Genomic DNA, 25,745 nt, shown 5'->3' on the forward strand with positions numbered 1-25,745 from the left:
CCATACTGTACGGGAATTAGCCTTGCCCGTCATGGAACACGTATGTTCCACTACGAACCATGCAGATTCTGCTGCGCCTTCTCCGTCCGCACCTGCCCGTGCTGATCCTCGGGCTCGTACTAGGTCTGATCTCCAACGCCGCTAATCTGGCTGCCCCGCTCGCCACCAAGCGGATCATCGACACGCTCGGCACCGGCGACGCGCTGGCCGGCCCGATCACGCTGCTGCTGGTCCTCGTGGCGATCGGCTCGGTCATCGGCCTGTGGCAGTGGATCCTCCTGGGCACGCTGGCCGAGCAGGTCGTCCTCGACGCCCGGCTGTCGGTGATCCAGCGCTATTTCCGGGCCCGCCTGGCCGAGCTGACCGGCCGCCCCACCGGCGAGCTGGTCACCCGGGTGACTGCCGACCCCGGTCTGCTGCACCAGGCGTCGTCGAGCGTCGTCGGCCTGATCAACGCGTCGCTGGCCTTCATCGCCACCCTGGTGCTGATGGGCACGCTCGACCTGGTTCTCCTGCTCTGCACGCTCTCCGCGGTCGCCGTCGTCGGAGCGGTCATGGCAGTGCTGCTGCCCTCGATCAGCAAGAGCCAGAAGGCCGCGCAGGACGCGGTCGGCGAACTGGGCGGCGAGCTCGAGGGCACACTGCGGGCGATGCGCACGGTGAAGGCCAGCCGGGCCGAGGAGCGTCAGGGCGGCCGCATCGAGGCGCAAGCCCGCCGGGCCGCCGCCTACAACGTGCGGGCCGCGCGCCGGGCAGCCTGGGTCTGGACCGTCTCCTGGAGCGGCGTCTCGTTCGCCGTGATCGCGGTGCTGGGCGTCGGCGCCTGGCGCGCCGACGCGGGCCTGCTCGAGGTCAGCAGCCTGATCGCCTTCCTGCTGTACGCGTTCCAGCTGATGGGCCCGATCGGCGAGCTGACCCAGAACGTCACCGCGCTCCAATCCGGCATCGCCGCCGCCCGGCGGATCAGCGAGGTCTACGCGATGACGCCGGAGACCTCGGACCCGCGCCCCGGCGAGCGGGTGACCGACGCCCCGGTCATCCACGTCGAGGAGGTCACCCTGCGCTACGGCGAGGACGCGCGCCCCGCCCTCGACGGCGTCACCCTGACCATCCCGTCGCGGGGACACACGGCGATCGTCGGCCCCTCCGGCGCGGGCAAGACGTCGCTGTTCTCGCTGCTCCTGCGCTTCCTCGACCCGCAGTCGGGCGAGATCTTCCTGCACGGCCGGCCCTACCGGTCACTCACGCACAGCGAGATCAGGGCCGAGCTGGCGTACGTGGAACAGGAGGCCCCGGTCGTGCCCGGCACCATCCGCGACAACCTGTTGTTCAGCTACCCTGAGGCCACGGAGGAGGAGCTGCACGCGGTCCTGGAGCGGGTCCACCTGACCGAGAAGGTCGCCACCCTCCCGCAGGGGCTGGACACCCAGCTCTCCGGCGCCGAGCTCTCCGGGGGTGAGCGCCAGCGCATAGCCCTGGCCCGGGCCCTGGTGCGGACCCCGGCGGTGCTGTTGCTCGACGAGGCCACCGCCCAGGTGGATGCCCTGACCGAGGCGGCGCTGCAGAATTCCGTACGGGAAAGAGCCGCCGCCGCCGCGGTCGTGACCATCGCCCACCGCCTGTCCACAGTGGTCGAGGCCGACCGCATCATCGTCCTCGACAACGGCCGGGTCCGCGCCGTCGGCACCCACGAGTCCCTCCTCGCCTCCGACGACCTCTACCGCGGCCTGGTCGAGGCCCTCCGCATAGCCGTCCCGGTCAGCCCGGCCGCGGCCGGGTGATCAGTGAATCGACCACCCGGTCCTTTCGTCCAGCGACTCGGCTGCTTCTTCGTACGCCTCGGACAGGCTCGCCCTCGACCGGAAAGGCTCTCTTTCCCACGGCTTCCGAACCATCGGTGAACAAGCCGGTACGGTGCACCGCAATGGTGATGTCCATCCAGGACGAGAGGCGTGCTGATGTCCGGGCCCGACCGGGATCCGATGCAATTGTGGCTACGGCGGCTCCTGACCGAAAAGCCGGATCGCACCAAAAGGGAACTGCGCGCGGAACTGCTTCGATCGGGTTTTCCCGAGCTCACGACCAGGGATGTCAACCGGGCGCTCTATGCGAATCGTGCGGTGTTCGTCAACGACGGGGAAACACCGCCGCGATGGCGGGTCGCCGACCCGGCGGCCCTGTCGCGCCGGATCGGTCCGGTCCTTCCCGCCGGCTACGCGGGCAAGGAACCGCGCCGGTGGCAGCAGGAGGCACTGAGCGCCTGGATGGCCGCCGGTCGACGGGGTGTGGTGGAGGCGGTCACCGGAACCGGCAAGACCACGGTCGGCGTGCTGGCCACGGCGGCCGCCGTGGACCGCGGGGAGCGGGTGCTCGTGCTGGTGCCCGGCCTGGACCTGCTCGATCAATGGTATGACGTGCTGCAACGTGACCTCAGAGCCGTCTCTGTCGGCCGGCTCGGCGGCGACCACGAAGACAGTTTCCACCAATACAGCGTCCTGGTCGCCACGGTGCAGACTGTGGCGAGATACGAGGTGCTGCCCGAGGGCATGCCGGGCCTTCTGGTGGCGGACGAGGTTCACCGCTATGGAGCCGAGAAATTCGCGAGAGCGCTCGAGGAAGGCTTCGGCGCCCGGCTGGGCCTGACGGCGACCTACGCCCGGGAGGACAACGGGCTGGAGCGCTGCCTGGCACCATACTTCGGCGATGTCGTGGCGGGCTGCAGTTACGAGCGCGGACTGGCCGATGGCATCCTCGCCCCCTTCCGCATCGCGTTCGTCGGCACTGAGTTCTCGGCCGAGGAACAAAGCAGATACCGCGATCTCAACAAGGCCACCCGAGAGCTCCGCGACCTCCTGATCAACGTATACGGATGCCCGCCGGAGCCTTTCGGTGAATTCATGACCGCCGTCAACAAGCTGGCCCGGGGCGGCCATGGCGACTTTCGCGCGACCATGAAGGCCGGCCGCTATCTGAAGGCCTTCAACGATCGCCGCAAGCTGCTGGCCGACTGCAAGAGCAAATACGTGGCTCTGGCCGGACTGGCACCACTGGCCCATCTCAGCGAACGTGGCTTGATCTTCGGTGAGACGACCACCTGCGCCGAGGCAGTCGCTGTGTTGATGACCAGGTGCGGAGTGCCGACCCGGGCGATCTCCGGGGAGACACCGGGCGACGAGCGCAAACAGGCCCTGGCGTCGTTCCGGGATGGACGACTGAAGATGCTCGCCGCCCCGCGGATGCTGGACGAGGGCATCGACCTCCCCGAGGCGGAACTGGCGATCGTCTTCGCGGGCACCAGGAGCAAACGCCAGATGATCCAGCGGATGGGCCGCGTCATCCGGCCGAAGGAGGACGGACGCCCGGCGACCTTGGTGGTTCTGTACGTGGCCGGCACCGCCGAGGACCCGAACCGCGGCGCCCATGAGGACTTCATCGAGGAACTCGTCGACGTGGCCGAGGACGTGCTGGACTTCCGGGTCGGGACGACGCCCGGGCAGGTGCTCGCGTGGGCCACGGCATCACGGTGAGTTGATATAGCTTCTTCGAGGTAGGGCCCGTGGGCTTTCGGCCGAAGGAGGACCATGCGCGACCGGCTCGCTGTGGCTGCTGTGCTGGGTGGGTTGCGTCAGCGGGCGTGGTCGGTGCTGATCGTCACGGCTTTTCTGGTGCTGGGGGCGGCCGGGTCGGCCGGGCCGATGTTCGCCGAGGCTTCGGACAATGCGGCCTTTCAGGTACGGCGAGATGAGATCCCGGCGTCGGCCCGGCAGAACGACGCGGCTGTGGTGCGGGTGTCGGCCGATGTGGGGCCGGGCAGCATCGACCAGGAGCCGGTGCTGGCCGACCTGCGCGCGGTGCCGGGGCTGGGCGAGCCCGACCTGACCGGGCAGTCGGTGGGGGCGGAACTCGCCTCGCCGCAATATTGGGGCTTCACCGTCGCCGCGGGCGGCAAGCAGGAGCGCGGGCGTTTGTTCGCGGTGCAGGAGCCCGGGGCCGAGCTGGTCGGGACGCCGGGCGGGCCGGGCGGGCCGGACGGGCTCTGGCTGCCCGCGCCGATGGCCGCCGAGCTCGGTGTGCGGGCGGGCGACCAGATCGGGCTCTCGCTGCGCCAGGGGGCTCGCGGCACGCCACGGACGGCGACCACCACCGTCAGCGGCATCTACGCCGTCGATGCGGGCGGGCGGCTTCCGGCCGATTCGCCGGGCAGCCGCACGTGGTCGCTGCGCCGCGGGGACACTCCGCCCGACACGGAGTACGAGACGCTTCCGGCCTACCTGCTGGTCGGTGACATCGCGACCGTGGAGCGGCTCGCGAAGTCGGTCGACGATCCGCTCTTCTGGTCGGTCGAGGCGGCCCTGACCCCCGGCTCGACGCTGGCCGAGGCGCGGCGTACGGCGACCGACATCGAGCTGCTGCGCCGCCAGTACGCCGGTGCGCTGCCGGATCAGGGCGACGATCCGCTGGCGCTGCGGTTCGCCACCGGTATCAGCCGGATCGTCGCCACGGCCCAGGTCACCACCGAGGCCGTACGGCAGAGAACCCGGCCCGTGGAATGGGCCGCGATCAGCATCGGCCTGGCCTCGGTGCTCGCGGTCGCCCTGTTGTCGGCCCGGCGCCGCGAGCGCGAGCTGCGCCACGCGGCCGCGGTGGGTCTGTCGCCGGTCCGCGTGGGTGGCCTCTGGCTGCTCGAGTTCCTGCTGCCGGCCGTGCTCGGGGCGGCCCTCGGCTGGTTCGTCGCGTGGCAACTCGTCGCTCGGCTGGGGCCGCCCGGCGTCGTCGAGGAATCCCTGGCCCCGGCCGCCCGGTCGGGCGGCGCGGCCGTCCTGGCCGGTCTGGCGTCGGTCGCTGTGGTCGGTGCGGTCGCGGCTTCCCGGCGCGTACGCCCGGCGCCTCCGGCCACCATGCGGCGCGCCCTGCCGTGGGGCTCGATGGTGGTGATCGCCGCCCTGGTCGGCGCGGGCGGGCTGGTCAGCGCGGGCGGCCCGGCCGGTGGGGTCGACCTGCTCGTGCCGCTGCTGGTGCTGGCCGCGGTCGGCGTCGTCGCCGGCTGGCTGCCCGGGCGCCTGGCCGGTGGCCGGGCCCAGCTGCCGCGTTCGCCCGGCCGGGCGGTGCTCTGGCTGGCCCGGCGGCGGCTCGGGTCGGGCGGGACGGAGCGCCGGCTCACCGTCGTGGTGGTGACCGCCGGTCTGGGCATGCTGTTGTTCGCGCTGTCCGCGGTGCACTCGACCGAGATCTCGGCCGACGACCGGATCGCCGTGGCCGCCGGTGCCGAGGGCACCGGCGTACTCGAAGGGTCCTGGCAGCTCGACGAAGCGGCGCCGGTGGTGCCGAAGGAAGATCCGATGAAGCCGCTTCCGAAGGGGCCGGTCCCCGGCGTACGGATGCCGCCTCTGCCCGAGGGCAGCATGGTGGTGTGGCGGACCGATGTGCGGACACTGCTCGACGACGACCAGAAGGATCTGCTCCTCATCGACCCGGCGCGCTTCGCCGACATCGCCTTGTGGGGGCGCGGCGCCGACCTGGCCGCGGCCCGTGAGGCCGTGGCGTCGCTGGCGGCCCGGCCGGTGGACGAGGTCGGCCGGTCGCGGATCATCACCGTCGCCGATCCGGTGTCGGACGGCGAGAGCACGCTGCGCATGCAGGTCGGCTTCGAGGATCAGAACTTCGAGGTCGCCGGACGGGTGCGCGCCTTCCCCGGCCAGCGCGGCCGGCCGATGTACGTCGCCGCAGCCGACCCGACACTGGGGCGGCTCGGTGTCGACGACCCGCGCCTGCGGCCGCGCAACCAGGTCGCCAATCAGGTCTTCCCGCAGGTCCAGATCTGGAGTTCGGCCGGCGCCGACGGGGTGGCGGCGGTCGCCGCCCCGCACGGCGTGCAGCCCGAGCGGATCGACTCCGCGGCCTCGCTGCGGCAAGCGTCGGACTATGTGGCCACAAGCCGTGCGCGAGGTTACCAGCTCGCTATCGCCGGTTACCTGGCGTTGCTGGCGATCCTCACGCTCAGTATCTATGCCCAGCGGACGGCTGCGCTGCGTCGCCCGGCCGACCTCATGCTGGCCCGGGTCGGCCTGGGCCACCGGCGGGTCGGACGGGCCCGGGCGGTCGAGTTCGTGCTGCTGTCGCTGGTCGCTCTGGCCGCCGCCGTGGCCGGGGTGCTCGCGCTGGCCCCGCTCGGTGCCCGGCTGCTCGACGACCAGCCGGGACTGCTGCCCCGGTTGCTGTTCACCTTGTCCCCGACCGCGCTGGTGGTCACGGCCGGCGCCGCCGTCGTGGCCACGCTGCTCGCTGTCTTCGTGGCCCGGGACCGTTCGTCGTCCGAGGAGGCGGCCTACCGTGACGAATGAGCCCCTGCTCGAAGGCCGCGAGCTGCTGCAGCTCTACGCCGCGCGGACCGGCCCCACCCAGGCCTTGCGCGGCGTCGACGTCACCGTGACCGAGGGCCGGATCCGGGCGATCACCGGCCCGTCCGGCAGCGGCAAGTCCACCCTGCTGGCCGTGCTGGCCCTGCGCGAGCGACCGGCCGGCGGCGAGCTGCGGCATCGGGGCCGCCTGGTCTCCTCGTTGTCGCGCCGCGAGCTGCAGCAGTTGCGCCGCACCGAGATCGGCTGGGTCGCGCAGCGCCCCTCGCACAGCCTTTTTCCGCAGCTCGACGCCCGGGGTCAGATCACCCAGATGGCTCAGCTGCGGGGCGTACGGGTCGATGCCGACGCCGCCCTGGCCGAGGTCGAGCTGACCTCGCGCGCCGCCGCCCGCCCGTTCGCGTTGTCCGGCGGTGAGCAGCAGCGCCTGGCCGTGGCCGCCGCCGGGGTCGGTGCCCCCGCGCTCCTGATCGCCGACGAGCCGACCGCCGAACTCGACGACGAGTCGGCCGCCCTGGTGCTGCGCCTGTTGCGGGCGCGGGCGGCCGAGGGCAGCGCGGTGATCATGGCCACCCACGATGCTCGGGCCATCGCCTTCGCCGACACGGTGCTGCGCCTGCGGCACGGGGTGCTCTCCGGCGAGCACGGCACGGACGAGAACCACACCGCCAATCTCGACGGCCTGGGCCGCCTGCAGCTCCCCGACGAGGCCCTGCCGTTCTTCCCGGACGGCCGGGTGGTGGTGACCGTCGTCGACGGCCACGTGGAGCTGCACCCGCCCGCTCAGGCGATCGACCCGCCCGCTTAGGCGATCGGCGCGCGCTCGCGGTCCGGGTGGCCGACCAGCTCGACGGCGTCGATGTCGACCGTGATGGGGCCGCCGGACAGCGGGTGGGCGGTCGAGGACGTCGCGGTGTCGAAGGCGACCAGGAACGCCGGCCGCCCCTGGCTGGCCGCGTAGATCCGGCCCACGTACTCCCCGAGCAGGCCCAGGCACATGAGCTGCACCCCGCCGAGCAGCAGAACCGCGATGTAGAGCGACGTCCACCCCGGAACCGTCGCGCCGGTGCCCCAGGCGACCAGGCCGGTGACGATCAGCACGACACACAGCAGGAAGCTGAGCAGCCCGAGCCAGGTGGCGATCTTCAGCGGCGACGCCGAGAAACCGGTGATGCTGTCGAAGGTCAGCCGGATCATGCGGCTGAGCGGGTATTTCGTCTCGCCCGCGACCCGTTCCTCGCGCACGTAGCTGACCTCGGCGCTGGAGAACCCGAGCGACGGCACCACGAGGCGGTAGACCGGCCGGGGCTCGGGCAGGTCGTTGAGCACGTCGACCACGGCCCGGCTCATCAACCGGAAGTCACCGGCCTGGTCGCTGACCCACGGCCCGACCAGGCGCCGCATCATCCAGTAATACAGGCCGGCCGTGTTCCGCTTGAAGGCCGTGTCGGTGCTGCGGTCGCTGCGCACGCCATAGACGACGTCGACGTTCTCGCGCCGGGCCGCGGCTAGCATGTCACCGATCACCTCGGGCGGGTCCTGCAGGTCGGCGTCGATGCTCACCACGTATTCGCCGCGCGCCGCCTTGAGGCCCGCGCGCAACGCCGTCTGGTGTCCCACATTGCGCCGCAGAGCCACGACCCGCAGCTGCGGCCACTCGACCCGGAGCTGCATCAGCCTCGACACGGTGGCGTCGCTGCTGCCGTCGTCCACTGCGACAACCTCGTACGAATCCCCCAGCCCATCGAGCGCCGGCCGCAGCCGTGCCACGAAGTGGTCGACCGCCTCGCGCTCGTTGAACATCGGCGTCACAACCGACAGCGTCACCAGCTGAGGCATGAGAGACGTACTTCCTTCCAGCATGACGACCCGACGGCGAGCAAGAATAGCCGTGTTTTGTGACTACGGTGTGGCCACCTTGTGTGTCAGCGTTCACCACGCCCGCTACCAGCAGTGGAGCGGCCGTCGCGCCCTCAGTTCGTCTTGGGTTCGCCCGGAACGTTGAAGAGCGGCTTCCACGGGTCGTCGGCGTCGACCGGGAACGCGGTGGACGGGGTCTCGTCCTTGGTGGTCCACTGCGCCTCGTACGGGAGGCTGTCGAACAGCACCCGGGCGCCCCGGCGATAGACGGTGCCCGGGGTCCAGACCTTGGTGACACCGGTGACCACGGGGACCGGGCGAGGGGCCTTCTCGACCGGGCTGACCGGGCCGACCACCGTCCACGCGCTCTGGGTGCCCGCGGCCGGTGCGGCGGCCGGGTCGACACCCGAGTTGGCCCACTTGGCCTCGTAGACGACACCGTGCCACACGACCTTGTAGCCGGCCGCGTAGAGCGCGCTGAGCCGCCAGATCGGGTACGGGCTGGTCTTCGGGTCGTCCACAGTGGCCGCCTGATCGGGCATCTCGACCGAGTCCTGGTCGTCACGGCCGGGGGCCTGGCCGGGCAGACCGGCGAAGACCTTGGAGAACGCCAGCGGGTCCTGATCGACGCCGCTGCACGTGTTGGAGTGCACGACGACGTTGGCGAAGGTGCCCCGGCAGGGTGCGTCCCGGTTGATCGACCACATCGAGACCCGGCCCAGGCCGTTGTCGACGGCGAACCGGGCCAGGCCGTCGGCGTCGGCCAGCGTGAAGCGCTCGTTGTCGATGTCGTTCTGACCGATCATCGGGGTGGCGCCGATCCGCGACCAGACCTGCGGCGACGTGAGCTTCTGACCGAGCCGCAGATAGAGGTCGGAGAGCTGCTTGTGGGTGTTGCCGAGGGCGCTCAGGCTCAGCGCCAGCATGTCCGGGCGGGCGTCGCCGTTGTTGTAGTCCATCGTCATCACGTTGACGCCGCGCAGCGCGACGCCACCCTCGAGCATGCCGCGGACCACGCCGACCCCGTCGTCGGTCAGGCCGCTGGGCGCGACCGGCAGGGTCAGCCACACGGCGAGCGGCTTGCCGGCTTTCTCGCGTTCCTTCTGTACGGCGGCCACGGCGGCCACCCGGCGCTTCAGCGAGGCCCGGTCGGCCACCGCGGCGCCCTCGATGTCGAGGTCGAGCGTCCGCACGTCGTACCGCTTGACCAGCTGACGGTAGGCGGCGGTGAGCTTGGCCGGGCTCGTGCAGGCGACGGCGAGCTCCGAGTTGTTGAGGCCGCCGAGGCTGAGAGTGATGTCGCCGCCGGCCTGCCGCAGCTGGTCGATGCGGCGGTCGAGCTCGAGCGACGTGTCCGCCCCGTCCAGCGTGTAGGCGCCACCCCAGCTCGGCGCGCAGGGACTCTTGGGGTCGGCGACCACGAAGCCCAGGGCGACGTCGTTGGCCGGGTTGGCCGTCGGGTCCTGGAACTGGAAGGTCGGCGTCAGCGTGACATCGACATAAGGCACCGCCCACGACTTGGCGGTCGGCCCGGCCGTGTTCCGCAGGTGCATCACCTCGAAGGTGCCCCCGGCGCCGAGCAGGCCCAGCGCGAGCACCAGAACTCCCAGCCGCGTCCATGAGAGCCGCTTGCGCGGCGGCTCCGGTTCCTGCCAGTCCGGGTCGGCGAGCGGATCGTATTCCGCCCGCGCGGCTACGGGGGTGGCGCGGTCCGTCATGAAAGCCCTCTCGTTTCGCGGTCGCCACACGCTGGCCCACCCGACCGGCTTTCGCGATCGGGCGAAGGGACGAGAACAAGGGGACGCCGGAGCCGGGCTCCAAACCGGACAACGGACGCCGGATGTGGATCTCGCAACGACAATTCCGCCGGGCACCGCCATGCGGTGCTGCCGCAAATCAGGATCGAAAGGCCCAAAAACGCATGCCACGCACACCGGCGGACCACCGCGATCGGGACGCCCAGCGCCAGTGGGGAGCCGACCGGCGGACCGAGCCTCACCCGATCGTGCCGCCCGCGGTGTCCGAAGGCCGCATCACCCGCGGCCGCCTGGCGATCGTGGTGACCATCACAGTCTGGGCGTGCTACGTCACATACACGATCATCCAGCAGTTCATCGCGGGTCACGCCTCGAGCGTCCGGCTGGCGATCGAGGCGATCGTCTACATGCTGGTGGTCACCGGTCTGGCCGCGTCGGCCATCGCCTACCTGATCACGCGGATCGGCTACTTCTACCGCTCCCGCGGCCACCAGCGGGCGCCGCGGATCATGCTCGACGAGTTCATCGGCGGGAAAACCCCGTCCTTGACGGTTCTGGTGCCCTCGTACCAGGAAGATGAGCGGACGAACCGGACGACGCTGCTGTCGGCGGCACTGCAGGAGTACCCCGGCCTGCGGGTGACGCTGCTGATCGACGACCCGCGGCAGCCCAAGACCCGCGCGGCCCGCGACATGCTGCTGGCCGCCCGCGCGCTGCCCGCGGCGATCGAGGCCGAGCTGCGCCTGCCGTTCACCCGGGTCTCGAACGCGTACGCGCAGTTCGACGAGCAGGTGCGGATGCGCGGCGGCTACCTGGTGATGCTGGAGGACATGCGCCGGCTCGCCGGTGAGTACCGCTTCGCCTCGGACTGGCTCTACGACCTCGGCGCCCGGCAGGAGATCGTCGACCACACCGACACGTTCTTCGTCGAGCACATCCTGCACCCGCTGGCGGTGGAGCTCGGCCAGATCTCGGGCGCGCTCAACCAGGGCGCCGACGAGCAGGTCACGCTGCCGGTCGGGCGGATGAGCCAGTTGCACCGCCGGCTGCTGGCGATCTTCGACGCCCGGGTCACCAGCTTCGAGCGCAAGAAGTACGTGTCGCTGTCGCACGAGCCGAACAAGGCCATGAACCTCAACAGCTACATCGGGCTCATGGGCGGCGCCTACCAGGAAGTCAGCACACCGCTGGGTACGGCGCTGGTGACGGCCGGCCCGAACCGGGCGGACCTGGTGGTGCCCAACCCCGACTACGTGCTGACCCTCGACGCGGACAGTGTGCTGCTCCCGGAGTACGCGCTGCGGCTCGTCCACCTGCTCGAGCAGGGCGCGTACGCGCAGCACGCGGTGGCGCAGACCCCGTACAGCGCCTATCCCGGCTCGGCGACCCGGATCGAACGCATCTCGGGCGCCACGACCGACATCCAATACATCGTCCACCAGGGCATGACGCACTACGGGGCGACGTTCTGGGTCGGCGCCAACGCGGTGCTGCGCAAGAAGGCCCTGGACGAGATCTGCGAGACCTCGTACGAGGGCGACTGGGAGATCAAGCGATACATCCAGGACCGTACGGTCATCGAGGACACCGAATCGACCATCGACCTCGGTGTCCGGGGCTGGCTGCTGCACAACTATCCGGAACGGCTCGCCTACAGCGCGACCCCACCCGACTTCGGCTCGCTGGCCATCCAGCGGCAGCGCTGGGCCAACGGCGGATTGCTGATCCTGTCGCGCCTGAAGGACCAGTTCCGGGCGAAGGCGAAACGCGAGGACAAGAACCGCTTCGGCGAGTACTTCCTGCGGGTCAACTACATGGCCTCCATCTTCTGGAGCTCCGTGTGCCTGGTGGTCATGCTGGTCTACCCGTTCAACAAGGACCTGCTCAACCCGATCCTGCTGCTGATCTCGGTGCCGTATTTCTTCATGATGGCGGCCGACCTGAAACACCTGGGCTACAAGCGGTCGGACATGCTCCGCATCTACGGCTTCAACCTGATCCTCTTGCCGGTCAACCTGTCCGGCAGCATCGCCTCACTGCTGCAACTGCTGACCGGGGAGAAGAGCGCGTTCAAACGTACGCCGAAGGTCCGCAACCGGACGACGGCCGCGACCAGCTATCTGTTCCTGCCGTTGGCATTGATCGCGCTCTGTGTCTACACGGTCTATGTCGACATTCAGCACCACCTGTGGAACAACCTGGTCTTCGCGGCCCTCAACCTGAGCCTGTCGCTGTACGCGATGATGGCCTTCGTCGGCCTCGGCAACACGGTCGTCGACCTGCTGACCCACCTGCGCGACTGGCTGATCCGCCCGGTCACCCCGCGCCGGGCACGTCGCTCGCGCAAGAAGGCGGTCGCGACGACGCCGGCCGTCGTGGGCGACTGGGCGCAGGTGCTGCACTATCGGCAAGAGCACGGGGCCACGGCCGGCCAGACCACCGTACGGCTGCAGCGCACCGAGACGGGCGCCTGGAAGTCGTCGTCGACCGGCTCCCAGGCCCACTCGTTCGAGGAGTTCAGCTTCTTCACCGTCTTCCAGCCCATCCACAACATGATGAACGGCCACGTGGTCGGCTACGAGGCCCTGACCCGGTTCGCCGACGGCAGCAACCCGCGCGACGCCCTGGCCGCGGCCTCCTCGCAGGGCCTGCACATCGCGCTCGACGCCGCCCTGATCCAGGCCTCCATCGCCTCCGCCGCGTCCCTGCCCAACGGCACCTGGCTGTCGGTCAACGTCACCCCGGACCTGCTCCGCCGCCCCCACGAGCTGGCGCCGCTGCTGGCCACCGCGCCCCGCCCGCTGGTCCTGGAGATCGGCGAGGCGGCCCCGGCCGAGCTGGCCCGCCTGGGCGGCGTCCACCTGGCCGTCGACGACCTGGGCGCGGGCTACGAGACCCTGGCCCGCATCGAGACGCTGCGGCCGGCCTTCCTCAAGCTGGGACTGGCCTCCTTGGAGGGCGTCGAGACCCAGACCGCCCGCCAGGCCGCCATCCGCGCCCTCGTCGAGTTCGCCGGACAACACCACTGCACAGTCATCGCCGAAGGCATCGAAACCGCCGCCCAGCGCGACGCCCTGGTGGCCTGCGGCGTTCCGTTCGGCCAGGGCTTCTATCTCGGCAAGCCGGTCCCGGTGGAGCGGGTCCTGGCCGGGGTCGGCGGCTGGTAGTCGTGCCGGGTCGTGACATATGTCGTGCCCGTCCCCCGGCGAACCGGGTCACCCGACAGGGGCCACGGATGCGACTGTAAAGGCGTGACTATGACGGCGGATACGGCGCGACTACGACCACCGGCGCATCGGGTCAGTCCTCGCGCTTTGTGGTACTGGACGGTCAAGGCCGCGGTGCTGTGGATCGTGCTGCTCGTCCCGCAAGTGATCTGGTGGTTCGCCGACAGCGACGGCGCGAGTCTGCCGCACGTGATCGTCGGTGTGGTGTGGTTGCTGCTGGCTGCCGTGCACATGGTGGTGATGCCGCAATGGCGTTACCGGGTGCACCGCTGGGAGGCCACCGACACCGCGGTCTACACCCAGACGGGCTGGCTCAACCAGGAACGGCGAATCGCGCCGATCTCCCGGGTGCAGACCGTGGACAGCGAGCGGGGACCGATCGAGCAGTTGTTCAAACTGGCCAACGTGACCGTCACGACCGCCTCGGCGGCCGGCCCCCTCAAGATCGACGGATTGGCCGCGGCGGATGCCGACCAACTGGTCACCGACCTGACCACCCGGGTCGGCCGGACCACCGGGGACGCGACATGACCACCACGGTCGACGTGGAGGAGGAAGCGCCGGTCGACACCGGCGCCGACTGGCGCCGGCTGAGCCCCCGGATGCTGGCCGTGCACCCGGTGATGGAGCTGCGGCGGCTCATCTTCCCGCTCATCGCGGTGCTGATCGGGGTGCAGAGCGGCGACGGTGACGCCGGCTGGTGGGCGCTGGGCATCGGCGGCATCGGCATCGCGCTCGGTTTCCTCCGCTACTTCACCACCTCCTACCGGATCACCCCGATCCACGTCCAGCTGCGCCGGGGCCTGTTCCGCCGCCGGACGCTGACCGTGCCGCGCGACCGGATCCGCACGGTGGACGTCACGTCGAACGTGCTGCACCGGGTCTTCGGCCTGGCCCGGGTCACCGTCGGCACCGGACAGACCGACAAGAAGAACCACGGCGTGAAGCTGGACGGGCTGGCCGCCGGCGCCGCCGAGAACCTGCACCGCGAGCTGTTGCATCGCTCACCGGCGGCCGAGGAGGACGTCCAGCCCGAGACCGTCCTGGCGGCGCTGCGCCCGGCCTGGATCCGGTACGGGCCGTTCACGTTGTCCGGCCTGGTGGCGATCGGTGTGCTGTTCGGCCTCGGCTCCCGGCTGGTCAACGAGAGCCACGTCGACCTGACCGAGATCGGCCCGGTCCACGACTCGATGGACTACCTGGCCGACCGGCCGCTGCCGGTGGCGATCCTGCTGGTGGCCGCCGCGGTGATCGTGTTCACGGCGGTCGCGTCGACCGGCGGGTACATCCTGTCGTTCTGGAACTTCCGGCTGAGCAGGCATGAGAGTGGCACCCTGCACGTGCGGCGCGGGCTGCTCACGACCCGCAGCACCACGATCGAGGAGCGCCGGCTGCGCGGGGTGGAGCTGAGCGAACCGCTGCTGCTGCGAGCAGTGCGGGGGGCCCGGGTCATCGCCATCGCCACCGGCCTGCGGGTCGGCCGGGGCGCCGAACGCGGCGGTTCGATCCTGCTGCCGCCCGCACCCCGCGCGGTGGCAGTGGACGTGGCGGCCACCGTGATCGGCGAGGCCGAGCCGCTGACCATGGCGTTGACCACGCACGGTCCTCGGGCAAGCCTGCGCCGGCTCACCCGGGCGGTCACGGTCAGCACCGTCCTGGTCCTGGTGGTGCTGGCGTTCGTGCTGCTGGCCAGTGCTCCGTGGTGGGCGTTCTGGACGGCGCTGGTGATGCTTCCGCTCAGTATGCTGCTGGCCCGGGACAGGTCGGCGGCGCTGGGGCACGCCCTGGCCGAAGACTGGCTGGTCAGCCGGCACGGCAGCCTGGTGCGCCGCCGCTACGTGCTGCGCACCGACGCGGTGATCGGCTGGAACCTGACGACCTCGGTGTTCCAGCGGCGGGTGGGGCTGACCACGCTGGTCGCCACCACGGCGGGCGGCCGGCAGAGCTACGCCATTCCCGACGTGGACGACGCCGAGGCACTGCGGGTGGCCCGCGCCGCCGTTCCCGGCCTGCTGCACCAGTTCCTGGTCGACTGAGCTTTCGCTGCGCGGGCGGCTTCCGCTATGTGGCGAGTGCGGCGATGAGGCGATCGATCACGGCTCCGACCTCGCGGCGAGCTTGCGCCGGGTTGTCGGAGCGCGCGACATAGAGCGACGCCTCATCCAGCGCTCCAATCAGGACGTACGAAAGAGGTTGTGAAGGTTGGGCCGGCAGGTGCCCGGTCGCGATGGCGTGCTCGACCAGGCTGTGAACCAGGCCCATGCCGTACCGGAAGCTGATCTCTCGCCAGCGCTCCCAGCCCAGCACCGACGGCGCCTCGATCAGGACGATGCGCTGGATCTCCGGTTCGGCGCCGGCGTCGAGCCAGGTGGCCGCGCCAAGTTTCATCAGCGCGATCGGGCTGCTCTCGCCGCTCCCGGCGACCGCGGCGTCGATGCGCTGGGTGAGCTCGGCCTCGACCGTTTCGAAGACGGCGGCGAACAACTCGGTCTTGTCGGCGAACTGGTGGTACATCGCCCCGCGCGTCACGCCGGCGGCCCGGACGATCGCCTCGGTGCTGACCCCGGCGAAGCCCGCAGCCGCGAACAGGGGCCGAGCCGCGGTGATCAGGGCAGCCCGGGTCGACGCCGATCGCTGCTCCTGAGTACGGCGCTCGCTTTTCATACAGACAGTACGTATGTTAGAGGTGTCACGTACCGACGGTATCGCGAGGAGCCGGCATGGCTGTCATCGACATTCCGCAGGGTCGTATCGAGTACCGAGCCGCCGGACCGCAGGTCAGCACGGCACCCCCGGTCGTTTTCCTGCACGGGTTGCTGGTCAACGCCGAGCTCTGGACAAAGGTGGCCGACGCGCTCGCCACCCGTGGCATCCGCAGCTTCGCGCCCGACCTGCCCCTCGGCTCCCACCGCATCCCCTGGCCCACCGGCACCGACCTGAGCCCCCGCGGCGTCGCCCGGCTGGCCACCGAATTTCTGGCCGCGCTCGACCTCAAAGACGTCACCCTGGTCGGCAACGACACCGGCGGCGCGCTGTGCCAGTTCCTGATCGACGCCGACGACAGCCGGATCGGCCGCCTGGTCCTCACCAACTGCGACGCCTTCGACCAGTTCCCGCCCGCGCCGTTCGGCCTCCTGGTCGCCGCCGGACGCCGACCCGCCCGCCTGCGCGCCGTGATGACCGCCGTACGCCCGAAGGCCTTGCGGCATTCCGTGATCGGCTTCGGCGGCCTGGTCCGCGACCCGCTCGACCCCGCCCTCACCCGACGCTGGATCACCCCGCTGCTCACCGACCCGGCAATCCGCCGCGACACCGCCGCGCTGCTGCGCCAGATCGACCCGAAGGACCTGCTCGACGTCTCCACCCGACTGCACAACTTCACGAAGCCGGTCCGCCTGCTGTGGGGCACCGCCGACCCATTCTTCACAATCACGCTGGCCCGCCGCCTTCACGACGCCTTCCCTCAAGCGACACTGACCGAAATTCCCACCGGCCGTACGTTTCTGCCCCTCGACGAACCGCAGTTGGTGGCCGACGAGATCGCTAGGCTGAGCTGAGCTAAAGGAGGAACTGACATGGCTCACGCAGTGGACTTCAGCACCGTCTCGACCACCGGCCTGGAATCGTCCCCGGTCGTGGACGCCCTGGCCGGCCTGCGGGCAAATGAGGCCCGATACTTCAAGAACAAGTACGACCACACGTTCGAGACTTCACCGGCCGCCGAGGCCGAGTCGACCATCGCCTGGGTGAGCAACATCCTGGAGAAGGAACGCGGCTTGGTGATCACGTCCCGCCCGCTGGAGGCCACCGAGTTCCAGGTGGAAAACATCAAAATGGCGTACGTCTTCTACGAGAGCGGCCTGTCCATCAACGTGCTGTACACCCTCGACGACGGCGGCAAGCGCGCGGTCGGCTTCAAGCTTTCCGACGGCATGGAGGTGCCGGACGAGCTGAGTTCCTTCAAGTTCGCCCGCCAGAAGTCCAAACTGGCCGGCACCATCCGAGGCTCCTACTTCGTCATCAAGAACGAGTACTGACCCCCGCGCGGTGCCTCGCTGTCCATGGCACGAACTGCCGCCCGGTGTCAGAGCTGAGGCCGAGGACCGCACCGGCCCGATCGTCCAGGTGACACTGGTCGAGACAGGCGTGGTCTCCGACGTTGCGGTCATTCTGGAAACCGACACGAGCCGCGTGTTCTGCAAAGGCGTCGCTTCCGACAATCCCCTGGGCTGGATGCATCGCAACGAGGCTCGGATAAATGCCAGTCTCCCGCCGCCGATGCCCAGGTTGCTCTGGCAGGTCGACCGCGACGGCTGGCTACTGCTCGGATTCGAGTACGTCGCCGGTCGGCATCCCGATTTGAACCCAGGCTCGTCTGATCTGCCCGCGGTGGCCGCTGCTTTGAGCGCGATGGCAACCATGCTCACGCCGTGCCCCGCCGCCAAAGTGCAGCCGGCCACCACCCGATGGGCCGATCACATTCCCGCCGAGATGGTCGAAGGCAATACGCTGATCCACACGGACGTCACTCCGTACAACTTCCTCCTCCATGACGGTGGCGTGACCCTCGTGGACTGGTCGATGCCATGCCGAGGAGCCGCCTGGATCGACACCGCCCTCATGGCCATCCGACTGATTCGCGCCGGCCACAGCCCCGAGCAGGCCGAGGCTTGGGCCAGAGGAATCCCCGTGTGGTCGACCGGTCGTCACGAGGCCATCGACGCTTTCGCCGCCGGCATTGCCAGCCTGAGCCGCGAACGCGAACAGCAACGACCGTCCGAAAGTCACCTCGGCCCACTCGCTGACGCCGCAGCCCATTGGAGCCATCACCGGTCGAAGCCACGCGCCGGTACATCTCGCGTGTGAAGCACTCCGGCGCCGCTGCCGCAGAAACGCACCCCGCAATACCAGTCCCTTCGCCGTTCCTGAAGGTCGACGGGCGTCTGCCCGTCCTGCCGATTCTTTGACTTCTGTCGATACGATCGCCTCTCCCAGGCAGCTGACGGGTGGGAGGCATGGCCAGGTCGCACACCCCGCACCCCAAAGGCTCCTCAGCAGAGCCGGAACCCACAGCGGGAAGCGGGGGCGGTGGAGGCGGGCCTCCCCCGACGCCCGCCATCCACCGGAAGCCCCGGCGGCGATGACAGCGTCGGCGGGGCCCAACGCCGGATCGCCGAAGTCCTCAGACTGGGTCGGCCAGGCAGTTCGGGCGCCTCAGCAGCCGGGGACGCGGAGCCTGTCCGGGGGCCGGCAGCGAAGATCCCGCTGAAGCCGCCCAACAACCGGCACAATCTCAACAACATTCGACCGAAGAGCCCGGCCAAGGACAAGAACACCGTCGTACTCCCCGGCACGGACGTGGCGGGCGACCTGGAGGGCATCACCGCAGGCCGCGGACGGTGGATCGAGGAGATCAGCCGCTATGAGATCAACGGCCGGACGTACGCTGTGGAATCAACCGGAACGGTCTTCCCGGACTCAGGACCCGGCCTCGTGAATCTGTCGCGATCCGAATACAAGGTCCTCAAGCAGTTGATCGGCACCGACGGCGACATCGGCGCGGCCCGAGATGCGTTACGCCGGGACCCGAGCATCAGCGACGCCGACTGGCCGACAGCACTCGAGGTCTTCAAGCACCACAAGAGCTACAAAGGTGAGGCATGACCTACGGAATCTACTTCGACCGGGAAGCGCCCGTGGAAGCGCTGCGGCAGGCGCTGCACGCCATTTACACCGTGCCGTTGGAGTTGGTATACGTCGGACCGTACGAGGAACTCAACGACCACCCCGGCCCCGACCCAGTAGCCCTGATCACCCCGGCGGACGGACAGTTCGGGCATGAATTCAGCGCCGGCGAGAAGCTTCACAAACTGACCAACGCAAGCGAACTCGAACTCGCCCAGGCCATCTGCCGGGTCGTTGGCACCCGGGCACTGCTGGATGACGGCAGCCCAGCCCCGGACTACTGGTTCCTCGTAGCCGCAGACGGCAGCTACGGACGTGTGCAAACCGACCCCGACAGCGACGAGCTAGCCGTCCTGTACGCCCTCGAACCAATAACCGGCGAGCCGGATCTACCGGTCATGCCGCCGCCGGACTGGTCTCGAACCTGGTAATACCAGGCGCTCCCCGCGATGCATGTGCGGACAACGTCGACCTCGCACGCCTGCCCAACCCTGGAACGGCAAGGAGGCCGAAAGTTCGCTGGCCCATGCGCCGGTTGTCAGGGTTGGAGCAGGCAGAGCGGAATGACCGCGATTCCGTCAGCGCGGCGGTACGCCTCAGACCCGGTGGTGATGACCGCCGCATCGAGTAGGTCGTCGCCGAGGTGTCCGCGCAGCCAGGTGAGGTGACGGACATCGTCATCGCTCACCGACGGAGACAGCTTGACTCGAGCGCCACGATTCGTTGATCGGCGCGCTGGATGATGAGGTCCACCTCGTGCCGGCTGTCCCAGGTGCGTAGGTGATGAACCGTGGCTTCAGCTGCCTGCGCGTAAACCCGCACGCTGAGCGTCACCAGCGACTCGAACAAGGCGCCCAGCAGCGGACCGGGCCGGCGTACGGCCGTCGCCGGTGCTGAATCGTCGAGCAGGGCGGGTACGTCTACACCGAGGAGTCGGGCGGCCACTGCCGGGTCGGCGAGATGGTGTTTCGGTGCGGCGCCGAGTCTGCTGAAGGCGCTCCGGCTGGGCAGCCAGCCGGGCACCGGATCGAGCAGCCACAGTTGCGACAGCACGTCGCGGTACACGGTCGTGGTCGTCTTGGCCGGCTTGTTGGTCTCGCCGGGTGTGGCCGCGTCCAGGATGGCGTTGTAGGAACTGGTGGTTGCCGTCGCAGCGGCGTACGCGGCCAGCCAGCCGCGCAGGGTGTCGGGGCGGCGTACCAAGTGGCCTTGCTCGGGGAAGTCTCGTTCGACGATACGGTTCAGGTAGCCGTCGAGCTGTGCCCTGCGAGCGCGCGGCGGCAGTTGCCGGATGGCGGGGAATCCGGAGCGCACGATCTCCTCGGCGTAGTCGACGAGGCTCAGCGAAGTGCCTCCGCCCACGGCCGGCCGCCGTCCGGTGAGCAACTCCCCCCAGGCTGACCGTCGGCTCCGCCAACGCCCGCTCGGCAAGGCTCATCGGTCGCATCCGGAGCTGGACGATGCGCCCCGCTCCGGAATGTGTCGGCGCAGACGTAGGGCTAGCGCTGCCGGTCAACAGGAACCGGGCCGGTGCGGGATCACGGTCGACGCTGCGCCGCACAAAATCCCAGGCTGCCGGTTCGCGCTGCCACTCGTCGATGAGGACCGGCGTCGGTGCGCACCTTAAAGGCTACCGTTCACACATCCTTCATGCTCCCGGAGACACAGACCTCGGACTCCTAACCGTGGGTGACTCAGCGGCACAGGAGGGTGTCCGACGTCGATGTCATCCTGGTACTGAAACAGAATCGAATGCTGCCGCTCGGCTTGACTGTGTTGTGGAAACACCGTTTCTAATGCCGGAAGAATTCACAGTATTGAATCCTTCCGACAGGAGATCCCGATGTCCCGTGTTCCTCCCCGCTTCCGGGCGGCCCTGGTGACCGTCGGCGCCGGCCTCGTCGCCGCGCCCGCGGCCCACGCCGACACCTCCCTGGTCCAGCGCAGTCTGAACGCGCTGGTCGGCGAGGACAAGGTCGGTCTGGACACACCGGTCGAGACGTACCTCCCGATCGGCCCGCCGGCCGTCGCCCGCTGAGCGCCTCGTGGACACGGAAAGAACCGCCATGCCGAACCCTCCCGACGTCGACGTCGAAGGTGTCGACACCCCGAGGAGCGGGACCTCCAGGACCGAGCCCGCCGTCCGGCTGGTCGACGTGCACAAGACCTACGACGGCGCGACACCGGTCGCCGCCCTGCGCGGCGTGTCGCTGGACTTCGCCCGCGGCTCGCTGACCGCGGTGATGGGCCAGTCCGGCTCGGGGAAGTCGACGCTGCTCAACGTCGCGGCCGGGCTGGACGTGCCGACCCGCGGACAGGTCGTGATCGGCGGCACGGACACCAGCAAATTCTCGCCCGACGACCTCACCCGGTTCCGGCGCGACCAGGTCGGCTTCATCTTCCAGTCCTACAACCTGATCGGCCATCTCGACGTCCTCACCAACATCGAGCTCCCGCTCGTCCTCGGCGGCCGCACCGCGGACCGCGCCTGGCTCGCGGAACTCGTCAGGACCCTCGGCATCGCGGGTCTCGAGGACCGCCTGCCCGGCGAGCTCTCCGGAGGGCAGGCCCAGCGGGTGGCCATCGCCCGCGCGCTGATGACCCGCCCCTCGGTGGTCTTCGCGGACGAGCCGACCGGTGCCCTCGACTCCCGCAGCGGTCAGCAGGTGCTGGAGCTGCTCTGCGACGCCACACGCAGGCTCAACCAGACCGTCGTCCTCGTCACCCACGACAGCGGCGTGGCGGCCGCGACGGAACGCGTCGTCTTCCTGTCCGACGGGCTCGTCGTCGACGACGTCACCGCCCCGACGGCCGAGCAGGTCGCCGCGCGCATGCTCGCCCTGGGTCGGTGAGCGGGATGTGGTCCCTCGCGCTCGCCGGCGCCCGAGCGCACCGCACCAGCCTGTCGGGCACCGCGCTCGTCCTGGCTACCGCAGGGGCCCTGGTGTCCCTGGTCGGGGTGTTCTTCGAGTCCGGGTCCCGTGCCGGTGCGGGCGTCGAAGGTGGCACGCTGGTCGCGCTCGCGTCGTCGTACTCCGGCATCGCTCTTGTCGTGGTCGTCATGGTCGTCGCGGCCATGGTGACCCTCGCGCTGCGAGCCCGTCGGCGGGAGTTCGCCCTCATGCGCACCGTCGGCGCGACCCGCGGCCAGGTCCGGCAGCAGGTCTCCTTCGAGCTGCTGCTCGTCGCTTTGGTCGCCGTGCCTGTGGGCGCTGCACTCGGGGTCCTGCTGGCCCGGCGGTTTGACCCGCTCCTGCAGGACGCGGGGATGCTGTCGCCTGGCTCCCAGCTCTCCCTGTCCCCGCTGCCCGTGCTGGCGGCCGTGGCGCTGCTCGTGCCCACCGCCATGCTCGCCGGTCGGCTCGCGACCCGCGAGACACTGCGGATCCCGCCCACCGACGCCGTTCGCAGCTCGGCGGTCGAGACGCCGAGGATCGGGCCGATCCGCAAGATCTTCGCGCTCCTCACGGCGGTGGCCGGCCTGGCCGTCGCGTTCACGCCGCTCTGGGTTCCGGGGAGCGTCGGCGGTGAAACAGCCGGCCTCTCGGCGTTCTTCCTGATCGGCGCGGTCGCGCTGGCCGGACCGCTGCTGGTCGCCCGGACCTTCGGCCGGACCGTCCTGCTCGCCGGGGCGCGGACCGGGGCCCCGACCCGGCTCGCCCTGCACAACGTCCGTGGCTTCTCACGTCGCCTGACCACTGTCATCGTGCCGCTGGCGCTGGCCCTGTCCGTCGGCACCATCCAGACCAGCGTCAACAGTGCGCTCGGCCAGGCCTCCGAGCAGCAGCTGCGTGCTGCCGTGACCTCGGACCTGGTGCTGACCGGCGCTCTGTCGGCGGCCTCGCAGCTGACCGCGGTACCCGCAGTCGCGGAAGTGGCACCCCTAGCAGAGGTGCCCGTCGAGGTCCGCGACGAGGACGACGCCGGCACCCCTGACAGCCTCGTCTGGGAGAGCACCAGAGCACTCACCGTGCCCCCCGACGTGCCGCAGGGCGTCTTCGACCCCGGCGTCACCGACGGTTCGCTGGCCGCGCTGTCGGCACCCGACACCGTCGCCATCAGCTCGGACGCCGCGTCCCTGCTCGGTTTCGGCATGGGAGATTCGCTCACGGTGCGCTACGACGGCGCCGAGCACCGCCTGGAGGTGGTCGCCGTCTACGAGCGAGGACTGGGGGTGGGCGGCTACCTGATGGCACCGGAGACCGCGACCTCGCTGGGCTCCGACGCCACGCCCTCGACCCTGCTCGTCACGACCACCGACGACGCGACAACAGCCCAGACCGCCGACCGCATCCGGGACTTGGGCTACACGGTCCAGAGCCCGGCGCAGTACGCCGCCGGCGCGACCAGCCCCGACGCCGCCGAGCAGCAGCTGTCCACGCTGCTGCTGCTCCTGCTCCTGGTCTTCATCGTTCTCGGGGCCGTCAACGCCCTGGTGCTCACGACAGCGGGCCGGCATGCCGAGCTGGTCCTGCTGCACCGGACCGGCACGACGCGCCGGCAGCTGAGCAGGATGCTGCTCGTCGAGTCGCTGCTCACCGGGGTGCTCGCGTGGCTGATCGGGACCGCGGCCGTCGTCCCCGCTGTGCTCGGGGTCAGCGCCGGACTGCTGCCTGGGCAGGTACCTGTGGTCGACCTGACGACGTACGTCCTGCTCAGCCTCGCTGTCGTCGTCACGGCCGTGGGCGCCACCACGGCGACGGCGGCATGGGCCGTCCGCCGGGCCACCGGGTGAAGCCCGACGGCCGGCGGGCGGAGGTGGTGACCAGCCCCGCCCGCGTACGGCCCCCATGGGCACCCGACGGGATGCCCGGGCACTCCTAGGAACGCCCCGGTAGGTACGGTGTGGGCCGCAGGCCCTGGTAGCTCAGGGGATAGAACATCGGTTTCCTAAGGAGATCCGACGTCCCTGTGCTGGCCAATGACCTGCGACAAAGCTTCGCCCGCTGACTGACGTCGCTCGATGATCGCTCGGAGGGTCGAGCCCGCGACGGCCGACATGAAGTCGACGCCCGCTCCTCTGATCCATAGCCATATGATCTGCACATATTGCCCAATCTACGATCGCTTCGATAGGAAGTGGCATTACGAGCGTCTGCCTGGTCACTCAGACATCGCATATTGGCTGGTCCGAGCCAAGTGAAGCAGCCGGCCTGCGATCGGTCGCCCCGCTGCCGGTCCGCCGTGCTGATGCGGGTTAGTTGGTGCCGAACGGCGCTCGGGTGCTTACTGAGCCGGGATCGACGCGGCGTCGTACCCCACCATCAACCGGGGGCTGCCGGTCTACGCCCAGGCCAGTGGCGGCAGCGGCTGGCGGCCGCGTGCGCCGCTGACGCCCGGCTCGGATCGGCATCGCTGGTTTGTATGACGTGTCGACGCTGTACTTCGAGACCGATGCCGGTGACGGGTTCCGCGAGCCGGGGTTCGTCAAGGAACGCCGCCTGGAACCGCAGATCACCATCGGTCTGCTCACCGACGCGACGGGCTTTCCGCTGACGGTCGAGGCGTTCGAGGGCAACAAGGCCGAGACCCTGACGATGCTGCCGACGATCCGCACGCCCGACATCCCCGATGGGCACGTCTTCGTCCAGCCATGGCCGGCCGGGCCGGCCGACAAGCGCCGGGACCAGCTCATCTACTACCAAATGCAAGACCGACCGGGCCCGCCGGACGCTGCGCGGTATCGATGAGCAGGTCGCCAAGGCCGAGAAAGCCGTCGCCGGGCAGACCGCGGTCAAACGCAACCGGTTCGTCCAGCTCTCCGGCGGAACCCGCAAGGTCAATCGGGGCCCTGGAGACCAAAGCACGGGCCTTGGCCGGGATCAAGGGATACGTCACCCACCTGGACACCTGCCAGGACGGCAGCCCGGTCACCGCCGGCTTCGTGTTCGACGCCTACCACCGGCTCTTTCAGGTCGAGAAATCGTTCGCATGTCGAAGCACGACCTGCAAGCCCGGCCGATCTGCCACCACAAACGCCTCCATCGACGGTCACCTGAGCATCGTGTTCGCCGCCCTCGCGGTCAGCCGCTGGACCGAGGACCGTATGGGCTGGTCGATCACGAAGTTCGTGCGCACCGCCCGCCGCTACCGCACCATCCAGATCCGCATCGACGACCACATCCTCACCACCGCCGACCCACTACCCGACGTCCTACGCCACGCCATCAAGGCAACCCACGCCGATCCAGTGCGCACCAACCTGATAAGAGTCGGGTCTTGAGGATGTATGGCCCGGACATCGGATATCGCACTGCCTTCGGGTCACCTCGGGAGACGCGGTGGAGCGAAGTTGACCAGAGTGGTGCCCTTTCGGCGAAAGCGCTCCGGAGGCACCACTCCAGTCAAATGCGTGATACATCATTACAGGCTACTAGACATGCCGCAGCCAATCATCGAATACAGATAGGAAGCTCTCCAGGGCGGTTGCATCAACTACCGTCACTTTCAGGTCACCAATACCGTGGTGGCCACGCCCAGTCAGATCTCGGACATTTGGATGGAACGCAAATTCCGCCGGCGGCAGTGGAAGGATCAAGGTCAGAACGTTCGCGCGCTTTATTACACTCAAGAAAACCTGAGTGCGCTCAGATGCCTTCTCCCGCTTAGGACCTTCCCGTCGATATCCGAAGTAAGTGTCCCTGTCAACATAATGAAGCCCTGGATTCCTCACCCGAATCTGATAGTCAAGCTCCAGCAGGAGGAGCAATGGCACCTTCTGCCAATTTGACAGGATCTCCCGCAGCATCGACTCGCCGGGCCGATCTATATGGAGGACACGCCGCAGAACCTCGTCTGGCGTAACATCAGCTAACCGCGCGGCGTCACGCAAAAACGCCTCTACTGTCGGATCCATTTGA

General features: G+C 69.4%; 21 protein-coding genes and 2 pseudogenes. 16 read left to right on the plus strand and 7 right to left on the minus strand.

All coding sequences use genetic code 11. The annotated features are described in order from the left end of the window. The first annotated feature begins 59 nt into the window (after window positions 1-59). From NAG42_RS06610 to NAG42_RS06625, 4 genes are all read left to right on the plus strand, one after another. Window positions 60-1,781 (plus strand): ABC transporter ATP-binding protein, encoded by a 1,722-nt coding sequence (locus NAG42_RS06610; RefSeq protein ID WP_250028789.1) that lies wholly within the window; start codon window positions 60-62, stop codon window positions 1,779-1,781. A gap of 177 nt (window positions 1,782-1,958) precedes the next feature. Next, window positions 1,959-3,527, plus strand: a complete 1,569-nt coding sequence (locus NAG42_RS06615) for a DEAD/DEAH box helicase (RefSeq protein ID WP_250029326.1) — start codon at window positions 1,959-1,961, stop codon at window positions 3,525-3,527. Window positions 3,528-3,581: 54 nt separating this feature from the next. Next, the gene (locus tag NAG42_RS06620; RefSeq protein WP_250028790.1) at window positions 3,582-6,341 is read left to right on the plus strand and encodes a hypothetical protein; all 2,760 of its coding nucleotides are present in this window, start codon (window positions 3,582-3,584) and stop codon (window positions 6,339-6,341) included. Further along, on the plus strand, window positions 6,331-7,164 hold the full coding sequence (locus NAG42_RS06625) for an ABC transporter ATP-binding protein (RefSeq protein ID WP_250028791.1): 834 nt from the start codon (window positions 6,331-6,333) through the stop codon (window positions 7,162-7,164). The genes NAG42_RS06620 and NAG42_RS06625 overlap by 11 nt, the downstream gene beginning before the upstream one ends. On the opposite strand, the gene NAG42_RS06630 is transcribed toward NAG42_RS06625, so the two are convergent. Together NAG42_RS06630 and NAG42_RS06635 are read right to left on the minus strand one after the other, a co-directional pair. After that, the gene (locus NAG42_RS06630; protein ID WP_250028792.1) at window positions 7,161-8,195 is read right to left on the minus strand and encodes a glycosyltransferase family 2 protein; all 1,035 of its coding nucleotides are present in this window, start codon (window positions 8,193-8,195) and stop codon (window positions 7,161-7,163) included. The genes NAG42_RS06625 and NAG42_RS06630 overlap by 4 nt on opposite strands. A 134-nt stretch (window positions 8,196-8,329) precedes the next feature. Then, window positions 8,330-9,934: a chitinase gene (locus NAG42_RS06635; RefSeq protein WP_250028793.1), complete on the minus strand. Its 1,605-nt coding sequence runs from the start codon at window positions 9,932-9,934 to the stop codon at window positions 8,330-8,332. Window positions 9,935-10,137: 203 nt separating this feature from the next. Between NAG42_RS06635 and NAG42_RS06640 the strand changes: the two genes are divergently transcribed. From NAG42_RS06640 to NAG42_RS06650, 3 genes are all read left to right on the plus strand, one after another. After that, a complete protein-coding gene (locus NAG42_RS06640; protein ID WP_250028794.1) occupies window positions 10,138-13,140 on the plus strand; it encodes an EAL domain-containing protein in 3,003 nt (1,000 codons plus the stop codon). 147 nt (window positions 13,141-13,287) lie between these two features. Beyond that, entirely contained in the window at window positions 13,288-13,731 is a 444-nt protein-coding gene (locus NAG42_RS06645; RefSeq protein ID WP_250028795.1) for a PH domain-containing protein, read from the plus strand. Beyond that, window positions 13,728-15,236, plus strand: coding sequence for a PH domain-containing protein (locus NAG42_RS06650; RefSeq protein WP_250028796.1), 1,509 nt, complete (start codon window positions 13,728-13,730; stop codon window positions 15,234-15,236). Before NAG42_RS06645 ends, NAG42_RS06650 begins: the two co-directional genes overlap by 4 nt. Before the next feature lie 25 nt (window positions 15,237-15,261). Here NAG42_RS06650 and NAG42_RS06655 read toward each other — a convergent pair whose 3' ends face one another. Beyond that, window positions 15,262-15,864, minus strand: coding sequence for a TetR/AcrR family transcriptional regulator (locus NAG42_RS06655; protein WP_250028797.1), 603 nt, complete (start codon window positions 15,862-15,864; stop codon window positions 15,262-15,264). A 56-nt stretch (window positions 15,865-15,920) separates the two neighbouring features. Here NAG42_RS06655 and NAG42_RS06660 point away from each other — a divergent pair, with 56 nt between their 5' ends. The 5 genes from NAG42_RS06660 (at window position 15,921) to NAG42_RS06680 (ending at window position 19,316) form a co-directional block, all read left to right on the plus strand. Further along, the gene (locus NAG42_RS06660; protein WP_250028798.1) at window positions 15,921-16,757 is read left to right on the plus strand and encodes an alpha/beta fold hydrolase; all 837 of its coding nucleotides are present in this window, start codon (window positions 15,921-15,923) and stop codon (window positions 16,755-16,757) included. 18 nt (window positions 16,758-16,775) lie between these two features. Further along, entirely contained in the window at window positions 16,776-17,237 is a 462-nt protein-coding gene (locus tag NAG42_RS06665; protein ID WP_250028799.1) for a DUF8821 family protein, read from the plus strand. A gap of 88 nt (window positions 17,238-17,325) precedes the next feature. Beyond that, window positions 17,326-18,066, plus strand: coding sequence for a phosphotransferase (locus NAG42_RS06670; RefSeq protein ID WP_250028800.1), 741 nt, complete (start codon window positions 17,326-17,328; stop codon window positions 18,064-18,066). 222 nt (window positions 18,067-18,288) lie between these two features. Beyond that, window positions 18,289-18,864: a hypothetical protein gene (locus NAG42_RS06675; RefSeq protein WP_250028801.1), complete on the plus strand. Its 576-nt coding sequence runs from the start codon at window positions 18,289-18,291 to the stop codon at window positions 18,862-18,864. After that, complete coding sequence (locus NAG42_RS06680) at window positions 18,861-19,316, plus strand: hypothetical protein (RefSeq protein ID WP_250028803.1); 456 nt, start codon at window positions 18,861-18,863, stop codon at window positions 19,314-19,316. The genes NAG42_RS06675 and NAG42_RS06680 overlap by 4 nt, the downstream gene beginning before the upstream one ends. Window positions 19,317-19,423: 107 nt before the next feature. Here NAG42_RS06680 and NAG42_RS06685 read toward each other — a convergent pair whose 3' ends face one another. The 3 genes and pseudogenes from NAG42_RS06685 to NAG42_RS45285 form a co-directional block, all read right to left on the minus strand. Next, complete coding sequence (locus tag NAG42_RS06685; RefSeq protein WP_250028805.1) at window positions 19,424-19,573, minus strand: hypothetical protein; 150 nt, start codon at window positions 19,571-19,573, stop codon at window positions 19,424-19,426. Beyond that, complete coding sequence (locus NAG42_RS06690; RefSeq protein ID WP_250028807.1) at window positions 19,570-20,247, minus strand: DUF8612 domain-containing protein; 678 nt, start codon at window positions 20,245-20,247, stop codon at window positions 19,570-19,572. The genes NAG42_RS06685 and NAG42_RS06690 overlap by 4 nt, the downstream gene beginning before the upstream one ends. Before the next feature lie 73 nt (window positions 20,248-20,320). Next, window positions 20,321-20,485 (minus strand): annotated as a pseudogene (locus NAG42_RS45285) (AAA family ATPase); the annotation flags it as partial. A gap of 243 nt (window positions 20,486-20,728) precedes the next feature. On the opposite strand from NAG42_RS45285, the gene NAG42_RS06695 reads away from it, so the two are divergent. The 4 genes and pseudogenes from NAG42_RS06695 to NAG42_RS06710 form a co-directional block, all read left to right on the plus strand. Further along, window positions 20,729-20,923: a hypothetical protein gene (locus NAG42_RS06695; protein WP_250028809.1), complete on the plus strand. Its 195-nt coding sequence runs from the start codon at window positions 20,729-20,731 to the stop codon at window positions 20,921-20,923. 28 nt (window positions 20,924-20,951) lie between these two features. Then, entirely contained in the window at window positions 20,952-21,737 is a 786-nt protein-coding gene (locus NAG42_RS06700) for an ABC transporter ATP-binding protein (protein ID WP_250028811.1), read from the plus strand. Between the two features lie 5 nt (window positions 21,738-21,742). After that, window positions 21,743-23,620 carry an FtsX-like permease family protein gene (locus NAG42_RS06705; RefSeq protein ID WP_250029327.1) on the plus strand — a complete coding sequence of 626 codons (1,878 nt, stop codon included), beginning with the start codon at window positions 21,743-21,745 and terminating at the stop codon, window positions 23,618-23,620. Window positions 23,621-24,095: 475 nt separating this feature from the next. Beyond that, window positions 24,096-25,108: pseudogene (locus tag NAG42_RS06710) on the plus strand (IS1634 family transposase); the annotation flags it as partial. A gap of 150 nt (window positions 25,109-25,258) precedes the next feature. Here the strand turns inward: NAG42_RS06710 and NAG42_RS06715 are convergent. Beyond that, window positions 25,259-25,741, minus strand: coding sequence for a hypothetical protein (locus tag NAG42_RS06715; RefSeq protein ID WP_250028812.1), 483 nt, complete (start codon window positions 25,739-25,741; stop codon window positions 25,259-25,261). Window positions 25,742-25,745 lie beyond the last annotated feature (4 nt).

This window comes from Paractinoplanes maris (assembly GCF_023544465.1).
In the GTDB taxonomy this organism is placed as follows: Bacteria; Actinomycetota; Actinomycetes; order Mycobacteriales; family Micromonosporaceae; genus Actinoplanes; species Actinoplanes maris.

Excerpts from the sequence above, each read along its gene's own strand:
- NAG42_RS06610 (WP_250028789.1), top strand. The coding sequence starts at position 60 with ATGCAGATTCTGCTGCGCCTTCTCCGTCCGCACCTGCCCGTGCTGATC.
- NAG42_RS06615 (WP_250029326.1), top strand. The coding sequence starts at position 1,959 with ATGTCCGGGCCCGACCGGGATCCGATGCAATTGTGGCTACGGCGGCTC.
- NAG42_RS06620 (WP_250028790.1), top strand. The coding sequence starts at position 3,582 with ATGCGCGACCGGCTCGCTGTGGCTGCTGTGCTGGGTGGGTTGCGTCAG.
- NAG42_RS06630 (WP_250028792.1), bottom strand. The coding sequence starts at position 8,195 with ATGCCTCAGCTGGTGACGCTGTCGGTTGTGACGCCGATGTTCAACGAG.
- NAG42_RS06635 (WP_250028793.1), bottom strand. The coding sequence starts at position 9,934 with ATGACGGACCGCGCCACCCCCGTAGCCGCGCGGGCGGAATACGATCCG.
- NAG42_RS06640 (WP_250028794.1), top strand. The coding sequence starts at position 10,138 with ATGCCACGCACACCGGCGGACCACCGCGATCGGGACGCCCAGCGCCAG.
- NAG42_RS06650 (WP_250028796.1), top strand. The coding sequence starts at position 13,728 with ATGACCACCACGGTCGACGTGGAGGAGGAAGCGCCGGTCGACACCGGC.
- NAG42_RS06655 (WP_250028797.1), bottom strand. The coding sequence starts at position 15,864 with ATGAAAAGCGAGCGCCGTACTCAGGAGCAGCGATCGGCGTCGACCCGG.
- NAG42_RS06660 (WP_250028798.1), top strand. The coding sequence starts at position 15,921 with ATGGCTGTCATCGACATTCCGCAGGGTCGTATCGAGTACCGAGCCGCC.
- NAG42_RS06665 (WP_250028799.1), top strand. The coding sequence starts at position 16,776 with ATGGCTCACGCAGTGGACTTCAGCACCGTCTCGACCACCGGCCTGGAA.
- NAG42_RS06680 (WP_250028803.1), top strand. The coding sequence starts at position 18,861 with ATGACCTACGGAATCTACTTCGACCGGGAAGCGCCCGTGGAAGCGCTG.
- NAG42_RS06695 (WP_250028809.1), top strand. The coding sequence starts at position 20,729 with ATGTCCCGTGTTCCTCCCCGCTTCCGGGCGGCCCTGGTGACCGTCGGC.
- NAG42_RS06700 (WP_250028811.1), top strand. The coding sequence starts at position 20,952 with ATGCCGAACCCTCCCGACGTCGACGTCGAAGGTGTCGACACCCCGAGG.
- NAG42_RS06705 (WP_250029327.1), top strand. The coding sequence starts at position 21,743 with ATGTGGTCCCTCGCGCTCGCCGGCGCCCGAGCGCACCGCACCAGCCTG.
- NAG42_RS06715 (WP_250028812.1), bottom strand. The coding sequence starts at position 25,741 with ATGGATCCGACAGTAGAGGCGTTTTTGCGTGACGCCGCGCGGTTAGCT.